The 23,442-nt window shown below is 45.3% G+C and carries 20 protein-coding genes and 3 tRNA genes; 18 read left to right on the forward strand and 5 right to left on the reverse strand.

Annotated features, from left to right (window positions below; genetic code table 11):
- Nucleotides 1–35 precede the first annotated feature (35 nt).
- From secG to ACKU35_RS13480, 7 genes are all read left to right on the forward strand, one after another.
- The gene (gene secG / locus ACKU35_RS13450) at nt 36–377 is read left to right on the forward strand and encodes a preprotein translocase subunit SecG (protein WP_319759833.1); all 342 of its coding nucleotides are present in this window, start codon (nt 36–38) and stop codon (nt 375–377) included.
- 55 nt (nt 378–432) lie between these two features.
- Nucleotides 433–519 (forward strand) — tRNA-Leu (locus tag ACKU35_RS13455).
- Between the two features lie 131 nt (nt 520–650).
- A tRNA-Leu gene (locus ACKU35_RS13460) sits at nt 651–737 on the forward strand.
- A gap of 59 nt (nt 738–796) precedes the next feature.
- Nucleotides 797–1,255, forward strand: a complete 459-nt coding sequence (locus ACKU35_RS13465; protein WP_319759835.1) for a GNAT family N-acetyltransferase — start codon at nt 797–799, stop codon at nt 1,253–1,255.
- 326 nt (nt 1,256–1,581) lie between these two features.
- Nucleotides 1,582–1,668 (forward strand) — tRNA-Leu (locus tag ACKU35_RS13470).
- 241 nt (nt 1,669–1,909) lie between these two features.
- Entirely contained in the window at nt 1,910–3,310 is a 1,401-nt protein-coding gene (locus ACKU35_RS13475; protein WP_319759837.1) for a glutamate decarboxylase, read from the forward strand.
- Between the two features lie 91 nt (nt 3,311–3,401).
- Nucleotides 3,402–3,596, forward strand: a complete 195-nt coding sequence (locus ACKU35_RS13480; RefSeq protein WP_319759839.1) for a hypothetical protein — start codon at nt 3,402–3,404, stop codon at nt 3,594–3,596.
- A 112-nt stretch (nt 3,597–3,708) separates the two neighbouring features.
- On the opposite strand, the gene ACKU35_RS13485 is transcribed toward ACKU35_RS13480, so the two are convergent.
- The 4 genes from ACKU35_RS13485 to ACKU35_RS13500 form a co-directional block, all read right to left on the reverse strand.
- Nucleotides 3,709–5,790 (reverse strand): tetratricopeptide repeat protein, encoded by a 2,082-nt coding sequence (locus tag ACKU35_RS13485; RefSeq protein WP_319759841.1) that lies wholly within the window; start codon nt 5,788–5,790, stop codon nt 3,709–3,711.
- A 633-nt stretch (nt 5,791–6,423) separates the two neighbouring features.
- Nucleotides 6,424–6,690: a transcriptional regulator gene (locus ACKU35_RS13490; RefSeq protein ID WP_319759842.1), complete on the reverse strand. Its 267-nt coding sequence runs from the start codon at nt 6,688–6,690 to the stop codon at nt 6,424–6,426.
- Between the two features lie 55 nt (nt 6,691–6,745).
- Nucleotides 6,746–7,261: a 2-amino-4-hydroxy-6-hydroxymethyldihydropteridine diphosphokinase gene (gene folK / locus ACKU35_RS13495; protein WP_319765405.1), complete on the reverse strand. Its 516-nt coding sequence runs from the start codon at nt 7,259–7,261 to the stop codon at nt 6,746–6,748.
- On the reverse strand, nt 7,240–8,406 hold the full coding sequence (locus tag ACKU35_RS13500; RefSeq protein ID WP_319759844.1) for an LL-diaminopimelate aminotransferase: 1,167 nt from the start codon (nt 8,404–8,406) through the stop codon (nt 7,240–7,242). The genes folK and ACKU35_RS13500 overlap by 22 nt, the downstream gene beginning before the upstream one ends.
- 116 nt (nt 8,407–8,522) lie before the next feature.
- On the opposite strand from ACKU35_RS13500, the gene xerD reads away from it, so the two are divergent.
- The 11 genes from xerD to ACKU35_RS13555 all read left to right on the forward strand — a co-directional run bounded on the left by xerD (nt 8,523) and on the right by ACKU35_RS13555 (nt 22,225).
- On the forward strand, nt 8,523–9,437 hold the full coding sequence (gene xerD, locus ACKU35_RS13505; protein WP_319759846.1) for a site-specific tyrosine recombinase XerD: 915 nt from the start codon (nt 8,523–8,525) through the stop codon (nt 9,435–9,437).
- Nucleotides 9,438–9,447: 10 nt separating this feature from the next.
- The gene (locus ACKU35_RS13510) at nt 9,448–12,111 is read left to right on the forward strand and encodes a CBS domain-containing protein (protein ID WP_319759848.1); all 2,664 of its coding nucleotides are present in this window, start codon (nt 9,448–9,450) and stop codon (nt 12,109–12,111) included.
- Nucleotides 12,112–12,422: 311 nt separating this feature from the next.
- Nucleotides 12,423–12,911, forward strand: coding sequence for an HIT domain-containing protein (locus tag ACKU35_RS13515; protein WP_319759850.1), 489 nt, complete (start codon nt 12,423–12,425; stop codon nt 12,909–12,911).
- Between the two features lie 20 nt (nt 12,912–12,931).
- Nucleotides 12,932–13,288, forward strand: coding sequence for a LapA family protein (locus tag ACKU35_RS13520; protein ID WP_319759852.1), 357 nt, complete (start codon nt 12,932–12,934; stop codon nt 13,286–13,288).
- 25 nt (nt 13,289–13,313) lie between these two features.
- The gene (locus ACKU35_RS13525; RefSeq protein ID WP_319759854.1) at nt 13,314–14,453 is read left to right on the forward strand and encodes a tetratricopeptide repeat protein; all 1,140 of its coding nucleotides are present in this window, start codon (nt 13,314–13,316) and stop codon (nt 14,451–14,453) included.
- Between the two features lie 40 nt (nt 14,454–14,493).
- Nucleotides 14,494–17,124, forward strand: a complete 2,631-nt coding sequence (gene mutS / locus ACKU35_RS13530) for a DNA mismatch repair protein MutS (RefSeq protein WP_319765407.1) — start codon at nt 14,494–14,496, stop codon at nt 17,122–17,124.
- The gene (locus ACKU35_RS13535; protein ID WP_319759856.1) at nt 17,124–17,576 is read left to right on the forward strand and encodes a hypothetical protein; all 453 of its coding nucleotides are present in this window, start codon (nt 17,124–17,126) and stop codon (nt 17,574–17,576) included. The genes mutS and ACKU35_RS13535 overlap by 1 nt, the downstream gene beginning before the upstream one ends.
- Before the next feature lie 23 nt (nt 17,577–17,599).
- A complete protein-coding gene (lysA, locus tag ACKU35_RS13540) occupies nt 17,600–18,838 on the forward strand; it encodes a diaminopimelate decarboxylase (RefSeq protein ID WP_319759858.1) in 1,239 nt (412 codons plus the stop codon).
- 156 nt (nt 18,839–18,994) lie between these two features.
- A complete protein-coding gene (locus ACKU35_RS13545) occupies nt 18,995–19,720 on the forward strand; it encodes a 16S rRNA (uracil(1498)-N(3))-methyltransferase (protein ID WP_319759860.1) in 726 nt (241 codons plus the stop codon).
- A 35-nt stretch (nt 19,721–19,755) separates the two neighbouring features.
- The gene (locus ACKU35_RS13550; protein WP_319759862.1) at nt 19,756–21,018 is read left to right on the forward strand and encodes a replication-associated recombination protein A; all 1,263 of its coding nucleotides are present in this window, start codon (nt 19,756–19,758) and stop codon (nt 21,016–21,018) included.
- 79 nt (nt 21,019–21,097) lie between these two features.
- On the forward strand, nt 21,098–22,225 hold the full coding sequence (locus ACKU35_RS13555) for an ATP-binding protein (RefSeq protein WP_319759864.1): 1,128 nt from the start codon (nt 21,098–21,100) through the stop codon (nt 22,223–22,225).
- On the opposite strand, the gene ACKU35_RS13560 is transcribed toward ACKU35_RS13555, so the two are convergent.
- The gene (locus ACKU35_RS13560; protein WP_319759866.1) at nt 22,218–23,438 is read right to left on the reverse strand and encodes an HDOD domain-containing protein; all 1,221 of its coding nucleotides are present in this window, start codon (nt 23,436–23,438) and stop codon (nt 22,218–22,220) included. The genes ACKU35_RS13555 and ACKU35_RS13560 overlap by 8 nt on opposite strands.
- Nucleotides 23,439–23,442: the final 4 nt, after the last annotated feature.

The raw sequence follows: 23,442 nt of genomic DNA on the forward strand, positions 1-23,442 counted from the left end.
CTTATTCCAGGTGAAAAAATAAAGGAAAAAATGCTTTGCAAACGCTCGTAATTACTGTACACATTATCGCTTGCGTCTTTCTGATCGTTTTCGTTCTTTTACAGAGCGGCAAAGAAGACATGGGCGTAATCTTCGGCGGAGGAAGTGGTTCTGTTTTCGGTAGCACCGGAGCAGGCGGGGTTCTCGTAAAGGTCACTGCATTTTTGGCGGCTGTCTTTCTTGTAACTTCTCTCTCTTATAACTACCTCTCCGGCAACAGGATTGCAGATGAGTCTGTCATGCTTGAAGGTGACACCATCATTACTCCTGAAGTAAAAAAGCCTGCGGTCACTTTCGAAGAGCCCACCAAGGCTCCTGCTGCTGAAGAGACCAAATAGTAAGTTTTTAAAAACTTCACTGAAGTTCTTTAAAATATACAGCTCGTATTTCAGAGCCGAGGTGGTGGAATTGGTAGACACGCTGTCTTGAGGGGGCAGTGGAAGAAATTCCGTGGGGGTTCGAATCCCCCCCTCGGCACCAGCTGAAAAAGCAGGTGCTTCTTTATGAAAATCCTAAATATTACGAGCAATTATTTGCAAAAACATCTTGCAAATATGTTTTAGGAGCGTTAAGTATTTCCTCAACGAGACGTTCTTAGAACGACACCTCTTGCCGAGGTGGTGGAACTGGTAGACACGCTGTCTTGAGGGGGCAGTGGAAGAGATTCCGTGGGGGTTCGAATCCCCCCCTCGGCACCATGCAACTGAGAAAGGGTTGAAGCGAAAGCTTCAGCCCTTTTTTCGTATAAGGAATAAAAATGATCATTAACGATATCTCCACATCCGACTATGGACGACTGATAGAGATTTGGGATAAATCCGTTCGTGCTACTCATGATTTTCTTACTGAAAAAGATATTGAATATTTAAGGCCTTTGATTTTGGAAGAGTACTTTGCTGCGGTTGAGTTAAGGTGCGTCAAAGATTCTCATGGCAATATTCTCGGCTTTAGCGGTGTGGCTGATGGAAATCTTGAAATGCTCTTTGTTGACCCACAAAGTATGGGACAGGGCGTGGGGTCGATGTTGTGCAGGTATGCCATCGAAAATTCGGCTGTAACAAAAGTTGATGTTAATGAGCAGAATCCTCGGGCCTTGGGATTTTACGAGCATATTGGGTTTCGTGTTGTTGGCAGGTCTGATCTGGATGGTCAGGGACGTCCTTTTCCTCTCTTGCACATGCAGCTGGCTGGATGCAGCAATCGCTCAAAGGTATAATTTTCGCTCAAAAATATCACTCCTGATTTTGGTTCAGAATCGATTTATAAACATTTTCCCATAGTCAGTGTCACGCTGTATGTATAAACTCGTTAGAATTGATTTTTACCTCAAATCCGCTCGGCAGGAAGTCTCTTATTAGTCCATTATAAAACTAAAATTTTATGGCAGCTATTGATTGATAAATTAAATAGTTTAGCCTGAAATTATTGAAAAAAAACAAATTTTAAAAAGTTTTGAATTATTTTAAAAAACATCTTGCCAAGGGTTCCAGATTTCCGTAAACACTTCTTCACACGACGCGGTTAACGCGTTGTACACCTCTTGCCGAGGTGGTGGAACTGGTAGACACGCTGTCTTGAGGGGGCAGTGGAAGAGATTCCGTGGGGGTTCGAATCCCCCCCTCGGCACCATGCAACAGAGAAAGGGTTGAAGCGAAAGCTTCAACCCTTTTTTGCGTTTGGGTACATTTTGTTTTTTTTACTGTATTGTGCCTTGGTCGGGAGATATACTCATATTTGGTGAAGAAGGGGGCGCATACCGGATAACAGCTTGCGGCTTATTTTTCATTATGCTTATAAACATAGATATTCTTTTCTAATTAAATGGTAATTTATTTTTATTTACCAACTAACAAGCCAATCGGAGTATTCCATGCTTCACAATGTAAAAAAGCACAAGAAAGACAAAACTAACCGTAAAAACTACATCATTCCTATTTATGGCTCACGTGATCTTGAAGACCCAATCCCTAAGTATTCACTTCCAAAAGAGAGCATTGACCCTCGCCACGCCTATTCTCTAGTTCATGATGAGCTAATGCTCGACGGAAATTCGCGTTTGAACCTCGCCACATTTGTCACCACATGGATGGAAGACGAAGCCCGGCAGTTGATGACCGAGACCTTCGATAAGAATATGATCGACAAAGATGAGTATCCGCAGACAGCCGAACTTGAAGACCGTTGCGTTCATATTCTTTCCGATCTTTATAATTCTCCGGACGAAGAACACGCCTGCGGCTGCTCTACCACCGGATCGAGTGAGGCAGCCATGCTTTGTGGTATGGCTTTAAAATGGAAATGGCGTGATCGCATGAAAGCCAAGGGCAAGCCCACAGACAAGCCGAATATGATCATTAGTGCCAGTGTGCAGGTCTGCTGGGAGAAATTCTGCCGTTACTGGGAAATTGAACCGCGCCTGATTCCTGTTTCAGAAGGGCATTACAGCATGAAAACGGAAGACGTGCTTGCCGCCTGCGATGAAAATACAATCGGCGTGGTCGCCATTCTGGGGACAACTCATACCGGAGACTTTGAGCCGGTTAAAGAATACAACGACGCTCTTGAAAAATTTAACGCAGAAACCGGCTACGAGATTCCTCTGCATGTTGATGCTGCCAGCGGTGGATTCATTGCTCCGTTTCTACAGCCGGAGCTTGAATGGGACTTCCGCTTGAAATGGGTCAAGTCCATCAATGTTTCCGGCCATAAATTCGGTCTTGTATATCCTGGAGTCGGCTGGGCAATCTGGCGCACACCTGAAGAGTTGCCGGAAGATCTTATTTTCCGCGTAAATTATCTAGGTGGGGAAATGCCGACCTTCGCTCTGAATTTTTCCAGACCGGGAAATCAGGTTGTTGCCCAGTATTATAATTTTATTCGACTCGGTCGGGATGGTTACACCAGGATTATGCAATCATGCATGGATACTGCAGAATTTATTAAAGAAGAACTTGAAGAAACAGGTATATTTCAAAGTCTGCTACCCAAACTGCATATGCCGCTGATAACTTTCAGAATACGCCGTGATATTGCTGTCGACTTTGATGTTTTCAAGGTTTCTGAAATGTTGCGTCATCGGGGATGGCTGGTTCCGGCTTATACTATGTGTGAAAACTGTGAAGATGATAAGGTGCTGAGAATTGTAGTAAAAGAGGGGATGTCTATGGACATGGCCCATATGCTGATGGACGACATCAGACGCATTATCAAATCTTTCGGTGATGAAATTGAAGAAAAACAAAGCACCAATGCTAAGTTTAAACATTGCTGATGAATTATTTGTAGACATCGCGGTTTGCAGGCAATATTATCTCATTTGTCTATAACCTGAGATGTCTAGTATAACGGAAGGAGTTATATATATGAGTGATATTAAGAAAAGTGTCGATTATATCTTTCATGGGCTTGATGCTCTTGATGTGCTGCTGTGTTCCAAGGAAGCTGAAAATCTTGACGTGCGAAATATTGTAGGGATTTTGCATCCGGTTCTTGATGATGCTAAACGTCGTGCCCATACGGAGATATCCGCCAGAAACGGCAGTAAGGATAAAGAATAGATATATTCAGGATCGAACTCATCGAATTTCTTTCGCATCAAAAAAGGAAGCCCTGCTATGAACAAGCCGGGCTTCCTTTTTTTGGTTGATTGTAGAGGAGAGGGGGAGGCTGCTAAAATGGAAAGCTAACGTCTTTACCTGCTCCGACCTTGGCAAGTTTGTTATCGATAGAATCGAGCCGAGCCTGAGCTGCTTCCTTTTGCGCTTTACGGTCAGCCCGTTTAATTACGGTTTTCAAAAAGCGTTTGGCTGTTTCAAATTGACCTTTGTGTTCGTATATCATTGAAGAGCGGTACATTGCGGTTACTGCCCAGATATTTTGTTCCGGGAATTCCCATGCGAGTTCAAGGTAGTGTTTAAGTGCTTTTTCTTTTTTGCCCATGGCGTGCTCACCTTCGGCAATCCAAAAAAGAATTTCTGCCCGTAATTCGTCATTTTCAAGAGCGTCACGGTCTGACCAGATTCTTTCAAGTATAGCTTGAGCTTTTTTCAGATCGCCTTTCTGCTGGATCATCAGTGCCAGTTTTAATTCCTTATCCGCCGGAAGAACTCCGCCTGATTCGAGTATTTCATTGTAGACCTTCATGGCTTTCGCATCATTGCCTACGGCAAGGTCATATTCGATAGCAGCGGTGAGCCATTTCAAACGCAGTTCCGGTCCGAATTTATCTTGATCAACACGTTTAAGATAATAGGCGGAAAGTTTGAAGTCCCTATTCTGGGCAGCTTTATCCGCTAAGTAGATGAAACTCTCAGCTCCAAGCTTTGATTTGGGAAACAGGAAAGCGCACCGGCGGGCATTCTTGGAATCTTGTTTTGAGCCGGCTCCTTGAGCTATTTCAGCAAATACGAGTAATCTGTCCAGCGGGTTGGAGTTAATAGCCTTATTAAGCTCGTTGCCTTTAATGGGTTCCCAGAACTCAGCATCAATTCCGTGGAAGTAATTGATACCGGCTGCCTCACACAGTCCTGAAATGATATAAAGATGTTCATTGCTTCCGTAGTCGCTGGAGCTGAGCACCGTTGATAACGGCTGCTTAAAAGCTATAGCGCATGCAATGCGGAGACTCATGGGCAGGGTGTCTTCATCAAGACGTTTCAGGACGTTTTCTACAAACTTCATGTCTCCGGTAAGGAAAGCGAAAGCAAGTCTGTAGTTCTGCAACGCATTGACCAATTTGCTGGACAACAGGAGTGAGCCGGTTTCCCTATCGATGGTTTCCAAGGCTGCCTCGGGTTCCATTTCCATCAGCTTTTTGCGGAAAATATTCCATGCCGGGGAGTTCGGGGCGCCAAGTTGCCAGAGAGCAGGGGAGACAGTAGCCGGCTCAAGTACACCGGCTTTAAAAAAAGACGCCGGTCGAATCAGGTTTTGTTCATTATATAATGATACAGATTTAGGGGGCTTGCCGGATTCAAGATATTTATTAACGGATTTCCAGAAGGTCTGAACTGTTGAATTGCTAACAGATCCAAGAGCCTTGTCAGCTTTGGTCCATTCTCCGATGCTGGCTGCAGCCAGTGATTTAGCAATGAGAAGACGGTCTTCATCATTTACAAGGCCGGAGTCGCTGACGACCGGAGTAATGTCTGAAGTACTGTTTAACGAACTAAGTTTATCTTTGCTGTTAATGATAAAATAGGTTGTTGGCCAAACTTCGGTTGCCTGATTAAATGTCTGCTCAAGCAACATCTTGCGGGATTCACGAGCTGATTCAGGAGTTACTTGGTAACCCCAATACAAAGAGCGCCAGACATCGAACCAGACACTTTTAAAATATGGATCTCCCTTAAATTTGTCAGCCATGACACTTTGATCCATTAGCCTGGCAGACTGACTGAACCAGATTACCCCTTTTACCGGATCACCAAGCGCGCGCTGGCATTTTCCGCCCAGCCAGAGTCTAGTGATCTCCTGTGTTTTATCTTTAAAGGCCGGTGTGGATTGCAGAGTTTCCAGACATGCTGAATAGCGACCGAGATTGAAAGCGGTTTCCGCACGCTTCAGCAATAATTCAGGTGTATCTCCGGTCTGGGAATAGTTCTGTTCAAGAATGTCCCAGGCACCGTATTTTTCAAGCCATGACTCAAATGATTTATCCTTCTTAGCAGCAAAAACATTTCCTCCTGCGCCAACGAGTACAGAAGCGGCCAGCAGACAGGGCAATATTTTTTTCTTAAGTTTTAAACTCATGAAAACCTCATAGGTATAGATTTCATTTCAACGTGAATACGTATTCTTGTGAGATAAAGAAAAGCGCTTCAAGAGGCAAATTTTATCCGACCCAATTTGGATATTATCTGCGGTAGCTTCAATTAAGTGATTATTATAGGTCAAATGAGAAAGGAAAATCGCAGCAAAGAGAGTTAGTCATTACGATAAGTACTAAGTGTCTTTATTTTAACATTTTTATTAAATCGTAATTACCGATAAGACTCGCAATAGGTATGGTTGTCATGCAAAATGGAGCGGCTGTATCTTTCAAAGTTTACATAATTTACATTATGAGACAATTATATAAACTGAAATATATCAGTGTGTTGTAAGATTGATGTCGGCAGATCATGATTTTTAAGCATTATCGAAGGTCTCTCGACTCTTCATAGCTGATTTTGGCTTTCTTACGTCTTTAGTTGGGGATGGCAGTTCGAGTTATTCGGTTTTTTGTATTAATGGCTTAGAGGCCAAATTTAGAGACAGGAATAAAAAAGACCCTGTCTGGAATATTCAGACAAGGTCTAATTAGAAAATTCTTTAATTTAGAACTTAACGTTAACTTTCGTTGCGCTTATGTTCCTACTGTTTGGTTACAATATTTAAAACAACCTATTCTGAGCTTTCAGATTCGAGGCGTTTGATATATTTATCGCGGCATTCATAGGAACAGAAACATTCAACCTTTTCTCCGTTCCTAACCCTGATATCACCATTTTTAGGGACATAGGCTCCACAAATCGGGTCTTTGACCATTTCGCCGGTTTTAACCTTTTTATTGAAATCCTTGCCGGTCTGTTCCTGCTTTTTTTTCTGGTCGCCACTGAAAAGCTTCCACATAACGAATGCTGCCAGTGCGATGACAATAAATTTGAGCATAACTTTTGTACCTCAATGAAAAATGGCCGCACCTGTTTAAGATGCGGCCATAGAATTAATCCTGATAAATCTTTCTACCTTCAGTGCGGTAATCAATTTTTTTCAGAGCATCCGCAGCAGATGTTCCGTCAGGGAACACCAGATCCGGATCAATATCCATCAGCGGAATAAGTACAAACGCCCTCTCCATTGCCCGCGGATGCGGAACAGTGAGATAGCTTCCACTATCGATGACTCTGTCTCCGAAAAGAAGAATATCCAGATCAATGGTTCGTGGACCGTTCTTTATATCTCTGACTCGATCCATCTGCCCTTCCACAGCCTGTAGCGTGGATAAGAACCCTTCTGCTGACCAGAGTTCGGGATCAACGTCAAAACGTACAACCTGATTGGCAAACCACGGTTGATCTTTCAGTCCCTGAGGTTCGGTCTCATAAGTTTCGGACCACACTTCAGGATCAATGCCTTCATATTTTTCCAGTCTAGCTACGGCTTGATTCAAATTATCGTCAGTATCTCCAACATTTGAACCAAGGCTGACATAGACCTTTACAGTTTGGATATCCGTGATACAGCCTCCTTGAGCCTATCGGTATCAACAGTCAGCGAAATTCTGAAGTACCCTTCACCGGGTTCGCCGAAGCCGTTACCGGGAGTGACAACAACACCGGTTTCCTTCAGGAGCTTGGATACGAACTCGGAAGAAGTATAGCCTTCGGGAGTTTTAGCCCATACGAAGATGGATGCATCAGGCACCTTGCAGGAAATGTTGATCTTTTCGAGCGCTTCGATGACGCAATCGCGACGCTCCTTGTAGATCTTGCGGAATTCCTTAACATAAGGTTCGCCTTCTTTAAGTGCAACAATTCCGGCTTCCTGTACAGCCTGAAAAATGCCTGAGTCGACATTTTCTTTAATTTTTCCAAGACCTGCAACGAGTGAGGGATTACCTACGGCCATTCCGCAGCGCCAGCCGGTCATGTTGTATGTTTTTGAAAGGGAATGGAATTCTATAGCCACATCTTTAGCACCGGGTGTTTCCAGAATGGAGATAGGCTTTTTGTTTTCATCGTAGTAAACTTCGGTATAAGCGGCGTCCGCTGCAATGATCACATTATGCTTTTTAGCTTTGGCAACGAGTTCTTTGTAGAATTCGGGAGTTGCGGTGGCGGATGTGGGGTTATTGGGGTAGTTTACGAAGATTATTTTGCATTTGTCCCATGTTGCGTCATCGACGGAATCGAGCTCGGGCAGGAAGTCATTTTCTTCCAGCAGCGGGATCATTTTAACATCAGCTCCGGCAAAACCTGATGCTACCGGGTAAACCGGATAGTTGGGGGAAGCCACAATCACGAGATCGCCGGGGTTTACAAATGCGAGCGGAAAGTGGGCGATGCCTTCTTTGGAACCGATCAGGGAAACAACTTCACGTTCAGCATCCAGTTCTACGTTGAATCTTTCTTTGTACCAATCTGCTACGGCCTGACGGAAAGTCAGAAGTCCTACGTATGAAGGATACTGATGGTTAACGGGGTTCTGCGCTGCTTTGTGCAGTTCTTCAATAATAAAGTCGGGAGTCGGAAGGTCAGGATCGCCGATGCCGAGGCTGATGATGTCTACTCCCTTAGCTGCGACCTCAGCTTTAAGTCTGTCGATTTCTGCGAAGAGATACGGTGGGAGTGTTGCGAGTCTGTCGGCAAGTTTGAATTCTGGCATTTCGATATGCTCCTGTCATTTTGTGGTTAAATTATGATCAAAACTGTTTAAATGTGCTTGTTTACTCTGTCAATCAACTTGAGCAGTCGTTACCATATGTGTAATGAATATGGGGTATGACTGAGAACGAAAACAATACATCCTGCAAACACCAATGGGTCGACCGTTATCTGGAATACCTGCTCATCGAGCGAGGTCTCTCGGAAAACAGTCTGAATGGATATCTGAGTGATCTGGAGTCTTTTCAGTCTTTTCTGGAAGAAAGGTCCGCGAAAATAGAAGACGCCACAAGTCAGACACTACTGCTCTACCTTACTTATCTAAGATCAAAAGCATTGAAATCAACCTCTTTGGCGAGGCATCTTTCGTCTTTAAGGGGATTTTTCGCGTTTTGCACGTCGCGGGGATTCATTAAAGAAGACCCTGCAACACTGCTGGAAAACCCGAAGCTCCCCAGAAAAATACCTGAGTTCCTTTCACCGGAAGAAATAGGCCGCATACTCGCTTTGCCCAAGCTGACTGAAAAACTGGGTTTCCGTGATCGAGCCATGCTTGAGCTGCTTTATGCTGCCGGTATGAGAGTTTCCGAATTGATAAATCTTAACATTGAAGACTTTGATCCTCAAACCGGGGTTCTCATTATCTTCGGCAAAGGTTCCAAGGAACGGCTGGTGCCGATTCATTATGTGGCGCAAAATTTCTTAAACCAATACATTAAGGATTGGCGTCCTGCTTTTAATCCTAAGGTCAAGAACATATTCTTAAACAGATCAGGAAAAGGATTGACCAGGCAGGGGGTCTGGAAACTGATCAAGAAGTTCGCACTGGAAGCAGGTATAAAACGTTCAATTTCCCCGCACACTTTCAGGCATTCGTTTGCCACCCACTTGCTGGATGGCGGTGCGGATCTGCGTACAGTCCAGCTGCTTCTCGGTCATTCGGATATCAATGCTACAGAAATATACACTCATATTCAAGCCGGAAGATTGGTCCAGCTTCATAAACGTTTCCACCCACGATCTTTAATGTGAGATTTTAATAATGTCAAAAAATGAAGAGCTCATAAGAGCAGAAACAATAATTACAGGGCACGTAAATGCGGATTTTGATTGTTTGGCCGCCATTGTCGCTGCCGGAAAGCTCTATCCCGACGCCACTTTGGTTTTTCCCGGAAGTCAGGAAAAAAATCTGCGTAATTTTTACATGGAGAGCGCCACATATTTTTTTAATTTCAAACAATTAAAAGAAATTGATAAAAGCGCGGTCAAGCTGCTGGTGGTAGTGGATACCTCCAGACGTAAACGCATTGTTCATGTGGAATCAATTCTTAATAATCCGGGTCTGCGGATTCATATTTATGATCATCACATGCAGTCGGAATGCGATCTTGATCCTGAATTTATTATCAAAAAGCCGTGGGGGTCCAGCGTAGCGATTCTGTCGCATGAAATCCGGGAACGGGGTATTGAAATTAATCAGGAGGAAGCCACCATCATGGGGCTTGGACTCTATGAGGATACCGGATCATTCAATTTTAATTCCACGACCGAACATGATTTCGAGGCCGGGAAATGGCTGTTGAAAAACGGCATGGAGCTGGATGTAATTACGGACCTGCTCAACCGTGATCTCAATGCACAGCAGATCACTCTGCTCGGCCGATTACTGGAAGGCGCGACCACGCATACTATTAATGATCTGGATGTTGTCATATCGGAAATCAGTACTCCGGAATACGTGGTGGATTTTTCTGTTCTGGTTCATAAATTTATGGATGTTGAAAACATAAAGGTGCTTTTCGCACTGGGCCGCATGAATGACCGCATACATCTCGTTGCCCGGTCCCGTACCCCCGATATCGATGTAGGAGCCATCTGCACCGCTTTCGGCGGCGGCGGACACATCTATGCAGCATCGGCGACCATTAAGGACCGCACACTGGCTGAAGTGCGCGATGAGCTCTTTGCACTGCTCTACTCTAAGGTAACCTCGCGTCTGAACATAGAATCCATTATGTCCAAACCTCCGGTGGCGATTCCCCGCAACATGACCATCAAAATGGCTGTTAACAAAATGACCCAGTACAGTCTGAAAGGTGTGCCTGTTGTTGATAATTTGGATAATATGAGGGTTGTCGGCTTGTTGGAGCATAAAATCGCCGATAAAGCCCTTGCCCATAATCTCGGTGATATGGAAGTGGAAATTTACATGCAGCACCCTTTTTCGACTATCAAGTCCGATTCAGGACTGCACAGGGTTATGGAGATTATCCTCGGGCAGAAGCAAAGGCTTGTTCCGGTGGTGGAAAACGATCGTGTTGAGGCCGTTGTTACCCGTACTGACCTGATCAACATGCTGGTGCAGGACCCCGCGCGCATCCCGGAATCATTGTTTCCGGATAAAAAACAGGAACGCAACATACGCAACATCATGCGCAATCGTTTGCCCAACAAGATCCTCGATATCCTCGAAACAGCGGGCAAAATGGCCGCTGAAATCGGAACTGAAGTCTATGTCGTGGGTGGATTTGTCCGCGATGTTTTGCTTACCAAGACCAATTTTGATCTTGATCTTGTGGTTGAAGGTGACGGGATCGCATTTGCTAAAAAATTGGCTAAAAGAATGAACGGACGGGCCAAATATCACCGTAAATTCAAAACTGCCGTTGTCATATTGCCCGATGGACAACGGGTGGATGTGGCAACCGCCCGGCTTGAATATTATGAATACCCGGCCGCCCTGCCCACGGTTGAATTGTCTTCAATCAAGATGGATCTTTACCGGCGCGATTTTACTATTAACGCGCTGGCTGTTCACATCAATCCTTCCAGTTTCGGTAAACTGGTCGACTTTTTCGGCTCTCAACGTGATCTTAAAGATAGGACCATCCGGGTGCTGCATGCCCTGAGTTTTGTGGAGGACCCTACCCGGATCATGCGCGCCATCAGGTTTGAACAGCGTTTTGATTTTAAAGTCGGTGGACAGACTCTGAATCTGATTAAAAATGCGCTTAAGCTCAACCTCATCAGCAAGCTTTCCGGTTACCGCTTAACTCATGAAATGCGTATCATCTTAAATGAAGAAAACGTACTGCGCAGCATTGAGCGCATGAATGAACTGGGAGTGCTGGAGGCGATCCATCCTCTGCTGGTGCTTAATTCGGCTCGTTCGCAGGTGATAGGAGAGTTGGAACGTCTTATGAGCTGGTACAGTCTGCTTTACCTTGAGCCGCCCTTATCCGCTTGGAAAACATACTTTCTGGCTATGTGCATGGGGATTTCCAAAAGTAAAATGGAGCAGATATACGATCGGTTCAGTTTTTCACCTACGGAACGAAGGGAATTTGTTCATCTGCGCGATACGATCTTCTGGGCTGCCGGAAATATAATGAAAATTAAAAAAGAGATGAAGCCCAGTGCTATATACAAGACCCTCAGTCCGGTTCCTCTTGAAGGGGTTCTTTTCATTATGGCCCGGACCAAGAGGGAGATGATAAAAAAATATGTATCGCAATATCTTACTAATCTCAGATTGCAAACAATAGACGTAAATGGTGACGACTTGAAAAAAATGGGACTTGAGCCGGGCCCGGCCTACTCGGAATTATTGAATAATGTAAAGCTGGCCTGTCTCGACGGAGAGGTTAAAGGTCGTCAGGAGCAGCTTAATTTCTTGAAAAAGAAGATAAAGAGAATGAAGAAGTAGGCAGGATTAGAGCGACGAAGTCTTTTAGAAAATATATCACATAGTAATAAAAGTGGTTTCCCTTGCCCTTGTTCGGTAACCCGTGTAGAACATGCAGACTTTTGCAATATATGAAAAATAGGTCTTAAGTAAGTTTTTTTGACGAATAAGCTCTTTTTTTATATTTATTGTTGATAATTAGCTGGTATTTAATTACTGGAAATTAATATTGTTTGATAGAAAACAATAGAACTGATCCTGTTAGATTTTAGCAGGACAATCGGGCAATATCTGAACTGCTTTGTAAAGGTATTGTAAAGGTTGTTGTACAGATGGACGTATTATGGGCACCATGGCGGATGGATTATATTCTTGGTCCTAAACCGGACGAATGTGTTTTTTGCATTCCGGAAAGTACTGAGGAAGATGAAGAAAGATTGATTCTTCACAGAGCTAAGCACTGCTTTGTGATAATGAACAAATTTCCATACAATAACTGTCATTTGATGGTTACACCGTACCGTCATATCAATAAACTCACTGATCTCGAAGAGGATGAAGCTTCAGAGATCATGAAATATATAACCATTAGCTGCGATATTCTGGAAAAGGCATGCAATCCTCAGGGGATTAATGTCGGTCTGAATATAGGGGAAGCAGCCGGAGCTGGGATCGCCGCCCATCTCCACTTTCAGTTAGTGCCCCGTTGGAACGGGGATGCATCGTTTATGGCAGTGTTCGGAGAAACCAACGTTATTCCCGATCATTTGTCTTCAACTTACAAAAGGCTCAAGCCGTTATTTGACAGCTGCTGTCGCTAAGTAACACTAAGGAGGGTTTCATGCGTTACTTGAAGGTTTTGGCTCTGGTAGTTCTCTTTTTTCTTTCCATGGTATTCTTTATTCAGAATACCCCTGAACTTTCCAAGGAAGTAACTCTGTCCATCGAACTTTTCAGTTATAAGTTCATGAGCCAGCCTCTTCCGTACTACCTGTTGATCCTGATTGCGTTTGCCGCAGGTTCTCTCCTGTGTCTTCTTTATTTCATGGGTGACAAAGTCCGTCTTTCCGGTCAGCTCCGTAACTGCCGTACCAGAATGGCCAATCTTGAGCAGGAAGTTAATTCTCTGCGTAACCTGCCCCTCGATGAGGGGAACTATCCCTCCGCAGAAAAAAGCGAAGAGACAGCTTCCGAATAAATCAGCGCATATTCAAGGAGTATAAGTGTCCTTATTAAGCGTATTTAAGAAGAAGAAAGTGACGGCGTCCGAAAATCGGGCGCCGTCTTATTCGTCCGGGGCCGGAAAAGGCCGATCCGGTCTTGCGGATACCCGCGCAGCCATTGATGAACTCAGCAAGGTTGTAAAAGATACTCCTGAAGCTGTAGAAATCTACCTTGCTCTTGGCAACCTGTACCGTTCTCAGGGTGAAATTGAACGTGCCGCTCAGATCAGGAACAGCCTGATTGTCCGGCCCGGATTGGACCCGGCGATCAAGGCCCGCGCCCTCTATGAGCTGGGACGCGATTTCAGCCGTGGCGGTTTCTTGGACCGCGCCGTTAATGCCTTTGAAAAAGCTAGAGAAATTGTAGGTGATTCCCCTGAGATTATGACTGAACTGGCTGAACAGGCTGCAGGCAGCCGGGAATTTGACAAGGCGGCTGAATTTTATTCCAAACTGAATCAACCGGTACAGGAAGCCCACTATCTTGCCCGTCTGGCAGAGGATTACACCTCGGAAGGTGAAGATGCAGCAGCGCAGCGTACCCTTAAAAAGGCCCTAAAAATTTCCTCAAGTTCAGTAGAATCATGGCTTTTGGTTTTAACCAGGTTAAAGCAGGAAGATTCACTGGATAAATTTCGAAAGAAATTCAAATCCGCTCTTGCGCAGGTTCCCAAACACCTTACATTTTTACTTGTTGAAGGAGTTCTGGCGGAATCTCTCATCTTCGGTGACACTCCGATCAGGAACCAGAATCAGGGTAATGACCGTAACTACCCTTTTTATGAAGTTATGGTTGAAGAAATTTCCCAGTCCGACCCGGACGTAGTCATGCATTATTACGGGGCAAGGCTTTTGCAGCTCTGTGGCAAACAGGAAGAAGCCGAGGTCTGGCTTGAAAAAACATTAATGCTTAACCAGAATTTCTGGCTGGCACGACTTGAGCTTTTTAATCTAGCTCAGGATCAGCAGACTCTTACCTCGTCTTTTAAAAACCAGCTGGATTTTTTTGTAAATGTTGCGCGAAAAGTGCAGAGATTCACCTGTTCCAGTTGCGGTCTTAAGCGTGATAGAATATTTTTTAATTGCCCACGGTGTCGCAGTTGGCATTCAATTTCGTTCCGTAAAGAACTGAACCAGTAAGCCCTATATATTTATTGTGAGCAAACCAAAACTCACTCCCATGTTCGAGCAGTACATGCAGATCAAGGCCGAGCACCCTGATTCTCTGCTGTTTTACCGTATGGGAGACTTCTATGAACTTTTCTTTGAGGATGCTGAAGTAGCTGCGCGGGAATTGCAGATAGCTTTAACCTGCCGCAACCCTAATTCAGAAGATAAAATCCCCATGTGCGGCGTACCTCATCATGCCTCACGCGCTTACCTTTCTCAGCTTCTTGAAAAGGGTTACACCGTTACGCTCTGTGATCAGGTCGAAGATCCCAAGCACGCTAAAGGACTTGTAAAACGCGCGGTAACAAGGGTTTTCACGCCCGGAACCGTGGTCGAGGACGATACTCTTTCGGCCAAAACCAGTAACTATCTTGCCGCCTTGCTCTGGGATGAATCAAAGTCAGCCGGTGGTCTTGCCTGGATGGACTTTTCTACCGGCCAGTGGAGCGGAATTCAAAGCAAAAATGAAAATGATCTTTGGCAGTGGACGCTTAAGGTCAACCCCTGTGAGCTGATTCTCCCGCAGGGAAAGAGTGTTCCGGGCCAATACGGTGAAATTGATGCCAGAATAGCCCCTGCTTTTTCTGCGGGCTATTTCAATTACAAATCTGCAAAAGAAAACGTCCTCAATGCCCAGAATGTTTCAGATCTCGGTTCACTTGATCTCGAGGATAAAGTCCAGCTTACACAGGCCTGCGGAGCACTGATTTCTTATCTGCGTCAGACTCAGATGCAGGATTTTGATCATCTCGGTGAATTTAAGCCGCTGAATCTGACCAAGTTCATGATTCTGGACGAAGTCACAGAACGCAACCTTGAGCTTTTCAAAAGGCTGGACGGCAAAAAGGGTAAAGGTACCCTGCTCAACGTACTGGATAAAACCATTACTCCTATGGGCGGAAGGTTGCTTGCCGAGCGACTTAAGAGGCCGTGGCGGGAAATCTCGCCCATTGAGCACAATCAGCGTGCGGTAACTTTTTTTTATGAAGATGATTCCCTGCGGACCAGAATCAGGGAATTGCTTGATACCGTATACGACCTTGAACGGCTCTCCACTCGGGTTGTGCTTGGGCGGGCGACTCCCAAAGACTTTATCAGTCTGCGTGAAAGCCTGAAAACCCTGCCTCCGGTTCACCATCTTTTGCACGATGCAGTAACCGGTGCGGATGAAGATACCCCGGTGACTCCGGCCTTGCAGACCATTGTAAAAAAATGGGATTCAATGGCTGATGTGGCGGACCTTCTTGAACAGGCCCTGACGGATACCCCTCCCCCGGTAATAACTGAGGGCGGCTTATTCAAGACCGGTTATGATCCTGAACTTGATGAACTCATCGAGCTTACCGAGCATGGGGAATCAACTCTTGCCGACCTGCTTGAGACTGAAAAAAAATCCAATGATCTGCCTAAACTCAAGATCGGATTCAATAAGGTTTTCGGCTATTATTTTGAAATTTCCAAAGCCTTTAAAGGACAGGTGCCCGATTATTTTGAAAGGCGCCAGACCCTTGTAAACAGCGAACGTTACATAACTCCGAAGCTTAAAGAGCTTGAGGAAAAACTCATTTCCGCTTCCGAAAAGCGTAAGACGCTGGAATATAATCTTTTCCAGAAGATACGTGAGAATGTGGCCGGAAACAGAAGCCGTTTCATGTTCATGGCTGATGCCATCGCCGCTGTGGATTTCTGGCAGGGACTTGCAGAAGCGGCCCGGTCCAATCGCTGGGCCTGCCCTGAAATTCATTCCGGTATGGAAGTGGTTATTGACGAAGGCCGTCACCCCGTGGTCGAGGCGGTTCAGGGGGCTGCAAATTACATCCCCAACAATCTCACCATAGACGAAAAAAGACGCATCCTGCTCATTACCGGGCCGAATATGGCCGGTAAATCAACCGTTCTCCGCCAAGTTGCGCTTATGGGCATAATGGCTCAAATCGGTTCGTACATCCCGGCCTCAAGTGGACGGATCGGCCTTATGGATCGCGTATTTTCCCGAGTTGGTGCATCGGATAATCTTGCGCAGGGGCAGTCTACTTTTATGGTTGAAATGATGGAAACTGCCCGAATTCTACGGCAGGCTTCCAAACGCAGTCTGGTCATTCTCGATGAGATAGGACGCGGAACTTCAACTTTTGACGGTCTTGCGCTGGCGTGGGCTGTTGTGGAAGAGCTTTCCAAACGCGCCCGGGGCGGAATCCGTACCCTTTTTGCTACCCATTACCACGAACTAACCGCTCTTGAAGGAGTGATAGACGGACTGCGGAATTTCAACATAGCTGTTCGTGAATGGAAGGGAGATATTCTTTTTCTGCGCAGGTTGGTTCCGGGACCTGCGGATAAAAGTTACGGTATCGAGGTTGCCAAGCTTGCCGGGGTACCCAAGCCTGTAGTAGTGAGAGCAAGGGAAATTCTTGCGAATCTCGAAGAAAAATCGCAGGATGTGGATGGTCAGCCCGCCCGTCAGGCTCCGTCCGTACAATCTATTCTGCCCGGTATGTGTTCCGCCGGAAATAAAAATGAAGCTCCGCCCGAGGATCACGCACTTATTAAAGAGCTACGCAATCTTGATGTGAACGGACTTTCACCCATAGAAGCCCTTACCCTTCTGAATCAGTGGAAAAAAACACTGGGAGAAAAATAATGAAATTTCATAATGTTAAAAAACATATTTTGCTGTCCGTTCTGGCAGTAATGCTTCTGGCAACTGCCGGATGCGGTGTTAAGATGTGGCCTGCCCCGACGAAAAGTGAAGATTTTTTCAGCTTTGCCTCTGTTGAAGGCCGCCGAGTGGGCGAATGTCTCAAAGTCGTAGTAAAGGTTGACGGGGCTTATAAAAATGTGGACAATTTAAGTCTTCAATTTCAAGCTGACGGTTCCGGCCCGGGAGAAGGTTGCCCGACATGCCCCTTCTTTCCCGCTATAAGAAAAGAATTCATCCCCGGTTCCGAAGGTATTCAATCTGACGGCTCCACTTTCGTATTCAGCGAATGTGGACTTGATCCCGCTAAGAGCTATCGTTGGAGAGTCGTAGGACGCAATGTTTACGACACACTCGGAGTAGTAATTTCCGACGTATACACAGCTGCACCCTAATCTTTTAATGGAGTCCTTCCACAATGAATTATTTTGAAATCAAGAACAATGAACTGCATGCTGAAAATATCAGCATTAATGAACTGGCCAAAGAATACGGCACCCCGCTCTACATTTATTCTGCAGCAACCCTGCGCAGACATTTTGAAGCTTTTGATTCAGCCTTCACCGGACTTGAACATATGACCTGCTATTCCGTAAAAGCCAACTCCAACCTCAGCGTACTCAAGCTGCTGGCAGAGATGGGCGCCGGGATGGATATTGTTTCCGGCGGTGAACTTTACCGTGCACTCAAAGCTGGAGTACCGGCCGGTAAAATCGTATTTTCCGGCGTAGGTAAAAAAGCTTACGAAATAGCCGAAGCGCTCAAAGCCGATATTCTCATGTTCAACGTTGAATCTGTCGGTGAAATGCATCGCATCAACGAAGTGGCCGAATCCATGAATAAAGTGGCTCGCATCAGCTTCCGCATCAATCCTGATGTCGATCCCAAGACACATCCTTACATTTCTACCGGGATGAAAAAGAATAAGTTCGGTCTGGATATGGTAACCGCCAAGGAAGCCTATAAGACTGCTAAAGAACTTTCTAACGTTTCTCCCATCGGCATGGATTGCCATATCGGTTCCCAGCTTACTACTATCGAGCCTTTTCTCGAGGCTCTCGATAAACTTCTTGCTTTCCGGGACGAATTGAACGCAATGGGTATCGAAATTGAACATCTTGACCTCGGTGGCGGACTCGGCATCACCTACGACGAAGAAGAACCGCCCCATCCTAAAGAATTCGGCGAAGCTCTCAGTAAGGCTCTTTCCGGCAAAGGACTTAAAGTAGTACTTGAACCCGGCCGTGTAATCGCCGGTAACTCAGGTATTTTAGTTGGTGAAGTTATCTACACCAAGAAAACCCCGACCAAGGATTTTCTGATTGTAGATGCTGCAATGAACGACTTGGTACGCCCTTCATTGTATCAGTCTTATCACCGTATTTCCGAAGTTACCCAGAACAATCGTCCTGAAATTGATTATGACGTTGTAGGGCCTATCTGCGAATCCGGCGATTTCCTTGCCAAGGATCGTATGCTGCCTGAAATGAAGCAGGGTGAACTCATTGCGGTATACTCCGCCGGTGCATATGGTTTTACCATGTCTTCCAACTATAACTCACGCTTGCGTGCGGCAGAGATCATCGTCGACGGTGATGACGTTATCGTCGCCCGCAGAAGAGAAAGTTACGAAGACCTGATCAAACTCGAATCTTAATATAAAGCAGGCCTTCGGTTATTCAGCCGAAGGCCTGCTTTTGATATCTTGAGCTTTTGTGCTCTTTTGATTCACTGTCGGCAGCAGACCGAATTAAGCCCCTTTACATTACCGAATAGGGGATTTTTATTTTTGTGAGTATGTAATCATAACGCTATGGCTAGACTGAATTCTTTTTATTTACCTACGGAAAACTGGAAAACGCCCTTTGTTCTTGAGGGTGGTGAAGCCAAGCATCTGGGAAAAGTCCTGCGGACCCGTGTGGGCGATACTGTGAGGCTGTTTGACGGTTGCGGTCGTGAAGGTCTTTTTACGGTGACCGCAATTACCAAGTCCAAAGTTCAGTTTGATGCGGTCGAAGAAAAACACATTCCAGATCCGCGCAATATAACCCTCGCCATAGGCTGGAACAAATCAAGCAGACGCAATTGGATTCTTGAAAAATCAGCTGAATTACAAACTCGCGGACTACTCTTTTTTCAGAGTGAATTCAGTCAGGGGAAAGTTCCTGCCGAAGTAAAAGAGAGCTGGAATGAAAAGCTGGTCGCCGCTGCTAAGCAGTGTGGAAACGCATGGCTGCCTGAGCTTCAGACTCTGCCGGGATCAATTGAAAAATTGATTGAGGTCGCCGCGTCCTATGATAATAAACTGTTCTTGTGGGAAAAAGCGGATAAAGATACGGTTCCGGGTAATTCTGTCTTTGCGGCAGAATCCACATTGGCAGTCATCGGCCCGGAAGGTGGATTCAGCCCGCGTGAAGCCGAATTATTGATTGAAAATGGATTCACCCCGTGCAGTCTGGGTAATTCAATTTTACGCTGGGAGACTGCCGCCCTGCTCTGCATGGGAACCGCATATCTTGAAAGGCAAAAGAACGATTAATATACTGCCTTGACCAGCCGCCGGAGGCTTATAAAATGAAATTAGAACTCACAGATAACCAGCCGCTGGCTGACCGGATCCGCCCCAGAAATATAGACGATTTTTTCGGTCAGAATCACGTTCGTGAAAGAATTGAAGCCTTTGAAAGATCTAAAAGACTTCCCAGTCTGCTCCTTTTCGGTCCTCCCGGCTGTGGAAAATCAACTCTGGCCATGCTCTTGGCTAAATCAACGGGCCGCCATTTTATGCGCGTCAGTGCGCCTGAATCCGGGATTTCCGCTTTGCGTAAAAAGCTGGCGGGCATGGATATTCTTATTCTGGATGAATTGCATAGATTTTCCAAAGCGCAGCAGGATTTCTTTCTGCCCATTCTGGAATCCGGTGAAATCACCCTGCTGGCGACCACCACTGAAAATCCGTCCTTCAGCATAACCAGACAGCTTCTTTCCAGACTGCATGTGCTGAGATTGCGGCCTTTAAGTAAGGTGGACCTGCTGGCGATCTGCAAACGGGCCTGTGAGGAGCTTCAAATTGAATTAAGTGCGGAAAGTCTTAGCCTCATTACCTCAATGGCTGGCGGAGATGGGCGTGCTTTACTGAATTTACTGGAATACACCTCACAATTGCCTGAAGAGAAACGCGAAGCTGAAAATCTGCGTAAAATTCTTCCAGAAACAGTCGTTCGCGGTGACAGGGATGGAGATTCACATTATGAGCTGGCTTCTGCACTGATCAAGTCAATCCGCGGCAGCGATCCGGACGCGGCACTTTATTATCTGGGATGCTTGATCGAGAGCGGCGAAGACCCAAAATTCATCACCCGCAGGTTGATCATATCCGCCGGTGAAGATATCGGACTGGCCGATCCTTACGCTATGACTATGGCTGTTTCATGCCAGCAGGCCGTCGAGTTTATCGGCATGCCTGAAGGTTTTATCCCGCTCTCCGAAGCTGTTGTTTATCTGGCGCTAGCCCCTAAGAGTAATAGCACTTATGCTGCATATCATACTGTGAAGCAAGAGATTCGTCAGAACGGCATGCTTCCGGTTCCCCTGCATTTGCGCAATGCTACTACAAATTTACAGAAAGAATGGGGCTATGGACGTAACTATCTGTATCCTCATTCTTATCCACATTCATATGTTGAACAGGATTATCTACCACCGGAAATCGCTGACCGTATGTTTTATGATCCAAAAGATCAGGGGGAAGAACCCCGTTTAAACGCTTGGCTGAAAGGCCAGCGCAGAAATAGACCGCCTCGAAAGAGGCCTGCTCCCAAAAAATGGGGTAAGTAAAGGTTTTTGCTTTCTATTCTGTTGCCTGTATTTTTATGGACGTGTATAATTTTACTAAAACAGCCATAAGGATACTTCTATGCCTTCCTTTAATTCCATTATTGTTGAAAACATTATTGAGAGCATTGACGTAGGGTTAATGGTTATTTCTCATGAAGGGAAGATTAAATTCCTTAATTCTGCTGCCTGCGAAATTCTTAATCTGAACCGTGAGAAAAGCCTCGGCTTCGGTTGGGGCGAGCTTTTTATTACCGACGAAGTTTTCAATACTGAATTCAATCAGGTTATTCTTGATGTAATAAACGAACGCAAAGCTGGTCTTAAGCATATTGTCCCATATACAGTTAAGGGGATGAAATGTCCGAAAAAACTATCTATTACCTCTTCTTTTCTTACCGAAAATGATAAAGTTCTGGGACTCGTCTTTCTCTTCGATGATATAACTGACATTTTTAATGCCGAACGGCGTGAAAAGAAGATTATTTCCCGTATCGCCGAGCTGCAGAGGGATAGGATTGAAGGCTTGGATTCTCTTTCACAGGCTGTGGCGCATCAGGTTCTGAACCCCACTACAATTATAGGTGGAATGGCCAATCTTGTTTCGCGTAAACTTCAGCCGGAAGATCCTTTACAGCGTGAATTAAAAATTATTTCTGAAGAAGCAATGAAGCTGGAGGGACTGGTCGCTGCGGTCAAGACATATTCCAACATGCCTAAACCTGACATTTCCGCAGTTGATGTTTCAGATTTTTTTAAGGAAGCCTTGGATAATGCCAATTTAATTCTTGAACGCATTGGCGAAAGCATAGAAATGAAGCTAAAATGCTCCGTGGAAAAAATAAATGTGGGCAAAGAGTTATTTAAAACGGCGATAGTGGAACTGCTGCTCAATGCCAGCAATTTTACCCCGGAAAAAGTTACCTTGGTTCATATTGAGGTTGAAAAGGTAAAACATACGATCCAGATTAGAATCATTGATCATGGGTTGGGAATTGAGCCCCAAATGATCAATCATGTTCTGGATCCATTTTTTTCCACCAAAGCCAAAGGGGTGGGGATGGGGTTGCCACGCGTGAACAAGATTGTTTTCGAGCATCAGGGCAAGCTGTATATAAAAAGTCCCGGACCGGAAAAAGGAACTACTGTAACAATTGAACTCCCCTGTCCCGATGTTGAGTGTTGCTCAAAAGGGAAAAAACTTAACTGAAAAAATTATCGAATAATTCTTTTATCTGGAAATCGTAGGCGTCAACGATAGTTTTCAGGCTTTCAACATCGATTGCCAGTTTTTCCCATACTTCATCATCCACACCGGGAAGCACGTACATGCCGCCCTCCGCTATTCCTACTGCAAGAGCAAGATTGTCCGCCGCTTGAAGAATTCCGGCAGCTTTGTACATCTCGCTCTTTTCCGGAGCATGGTGGGAGCTGATTATTTCTGTCAGGTCAGGTGGGAAATTCCATTTTTCGAGCATGCAGCGGGTAACCTGAGTATGATTGAAATCCAGGATAACTTCTTCAGCTTCCACAAGAGGTAGAAAATTTTCCCGTGCAAAAAGCATTACCTGTACTGCGCTGTAGGGCATTTTCTTGAACATGATTAAGCGGCCTACGTCATGCAGCAGTCCGGCGGTAAACATCATTTCCGGGTTCACTCCATCAACCTTTTCGGCGAGAACCTTGGCAAACACCCCGCAGGTTAATGAATGCATCCAGAAAGTCCGCATATCAATCAGTTCCGGGGGAATGTCTTTAAAATAACCAATGGTCGAAAGACCAAGAGCTAGTGTGCAAAGCTCCTGACCGCCGATTAAAGCCACGGCGCGGACCAGATTATCAATTTTGGAAGGAAATCCGTAAAGCGGACTGTTGACCAGTTTCAACAGTTGTGTGGATAGGCCGACATCAAGCCCCACAACTTCGGCAATATGTCCAGCTGAACTGCTAGAATCGTCAACGGCTTCTTTTACTTTGAAAAAAATATCAGGAAACGATGCAACTTTTAATTCTGCATCAACTATATCTTCAAATGTGCCTTCAGCACGAAAGAACATGTCACGCATATCATCTAGAGCTGTAACCTGCTGTTCCTGTTTTGTAGGTAATCTCCACCCTTCCTTCAGCCTGACTGCGGTTTTATATACCGCAATGTCAAACATCTGCATGATAACCGGATCGTTATGATTGACAAACATGAAGTAATCACGGGCGTATATGAAAGCTGCATCAATGTTCTGCTCATCAGGTTCTTCGGATTCTTCAGGAACAATATCAACAGATTCGATGTTCTGATTTTTGAAAATAGAAATATTTTTGTTGGTCAAGACAGACCCTTTAGGCAGAAGCATACGTTGTCCCTGCATCAGGTCTGCGGCTAACACCATACCCGGCTGGACTTCTTCAATATTCACTGTAGGCATATCT

This window comes from Maridesulfovibrio sp., from assembly GCF_963676065.1.
Lineage (GTDB): Bacteria > Desulfobacterota > Desulfovibrionia > Desulfovibrionales > Desulfovibrionaceae > Maridesulfovibrio.

Coding starts and splice junctions, on each gene's coding strand:
- ACKU35_RS13550 (WP_319759862.1), top strand. CDS start 19,756: ATGAAATTAGAACTCACAGATAACCAGCCGCTGGCTGACCGGATCCGC.
- ACKU35_RS13490 (WP_319759842.1), bottom strand. CDS start 6,690: ATGCTCAAATTTATTGTCATCGCACTGGCAGCATTCGTTATGTGGAAG.
- xerD (WP_319759846.1), top strand. CDS start 8,523: ATGACTGAGAACGAAAACAATACATCCTGCAAACACCAATGGGTCGAC.
- lysA (WP_319759858.1), top strand. CDS start 17,600: ATGAATTATTTTGAAATCAAGAACAATGAACTGCATGCTGAAAATATC.
- ACKU35_RS13560 (WP_319759866.1), bottom strand. CDS start 23,438: ATGCCTACAGTGAATATTGAAGAAGTCCAGCCGGGTATGGTGTTAGCC.
- ACKU35_RS13520 (WP_319759852.1), top strand. CDS start 12,932: ATGCGTTACTTGAAGGTTTTGGCTCTGGTAGTTCTCTTTTTTCTTTCC.
- ACKU35_RS13535 (WP_319759856.1), top strand. CDS start 17,124: ATGAAATTTCATAATGTTAAAAAACATATTTTGCTGTCCGTTCTGGCA.
- ACKU35_RS13515 (WP_319759850.1), top strand. CDS start 12,423: ATGGACGTATTATGGGCACCATGGCGGATGGATTATATTCTTGGTCCT.
- ACKU35_RS13465 (WP_319759835.1), top strand. CDS start 797: ATGATCATTAACGATATCTCCACATCCGACTATGGACGACTGATAGAG.
- ACKU35_RS13500 (WP_319759844.1), bottom strand. CDS start 8,406: ATGCCAGAATTCAAACTTGCCGACAGACTCGCAACACTCCCACCGTAT.
- ACKU35_RS13545 (WP_319759860.1), top strand. CDS start 18,995: ATGGCTAGACTGAATTCTTTTTATTTACCTACGGAAAACTGGAAAACG.
- ACKU35_RS13555 (WP_319759864.1), top strand. CDS start 21,098: ATGCCTTCCTTTAATTCCATTATTGTTGAAAACATTATTGAGAGCATT.
- ACKU35_RS13475 (WP_319759837.1), top strand. CDS start 1,910: ATGCTTCACAATGTAAAAAAGCACAAGAAAGACAAAACTAACCGTAAA.
- mutS (WP_319765407.1), top strand. CDS start 14,494: ATGTTCGAGCAGTACATGCAGATCAAGGCCGAGCACCCTGATTCTCTG.
- ACKU35_RS13510 (WP_319759848.1), top strand. CDS start 9,448: ATGTCAAAAAATGAAGAGCTCATAAGAGCAGAAACAATAATTACAGGG.
- ACKU35_RS13485 (WP_319759841.1), bottom strand. CDS start 5,790: ATGAGTTTAAAACTTAAGAAAAAAATATTGCCCTGTCTGCTGGCCGCT.
- ACKU35_RS13480 (WP_319759839.1), top strand. CDS start 3,402: ATGAGTGATATTAAGAAAAGTGTCGATTATATCTTTCATGGGCTTGAT.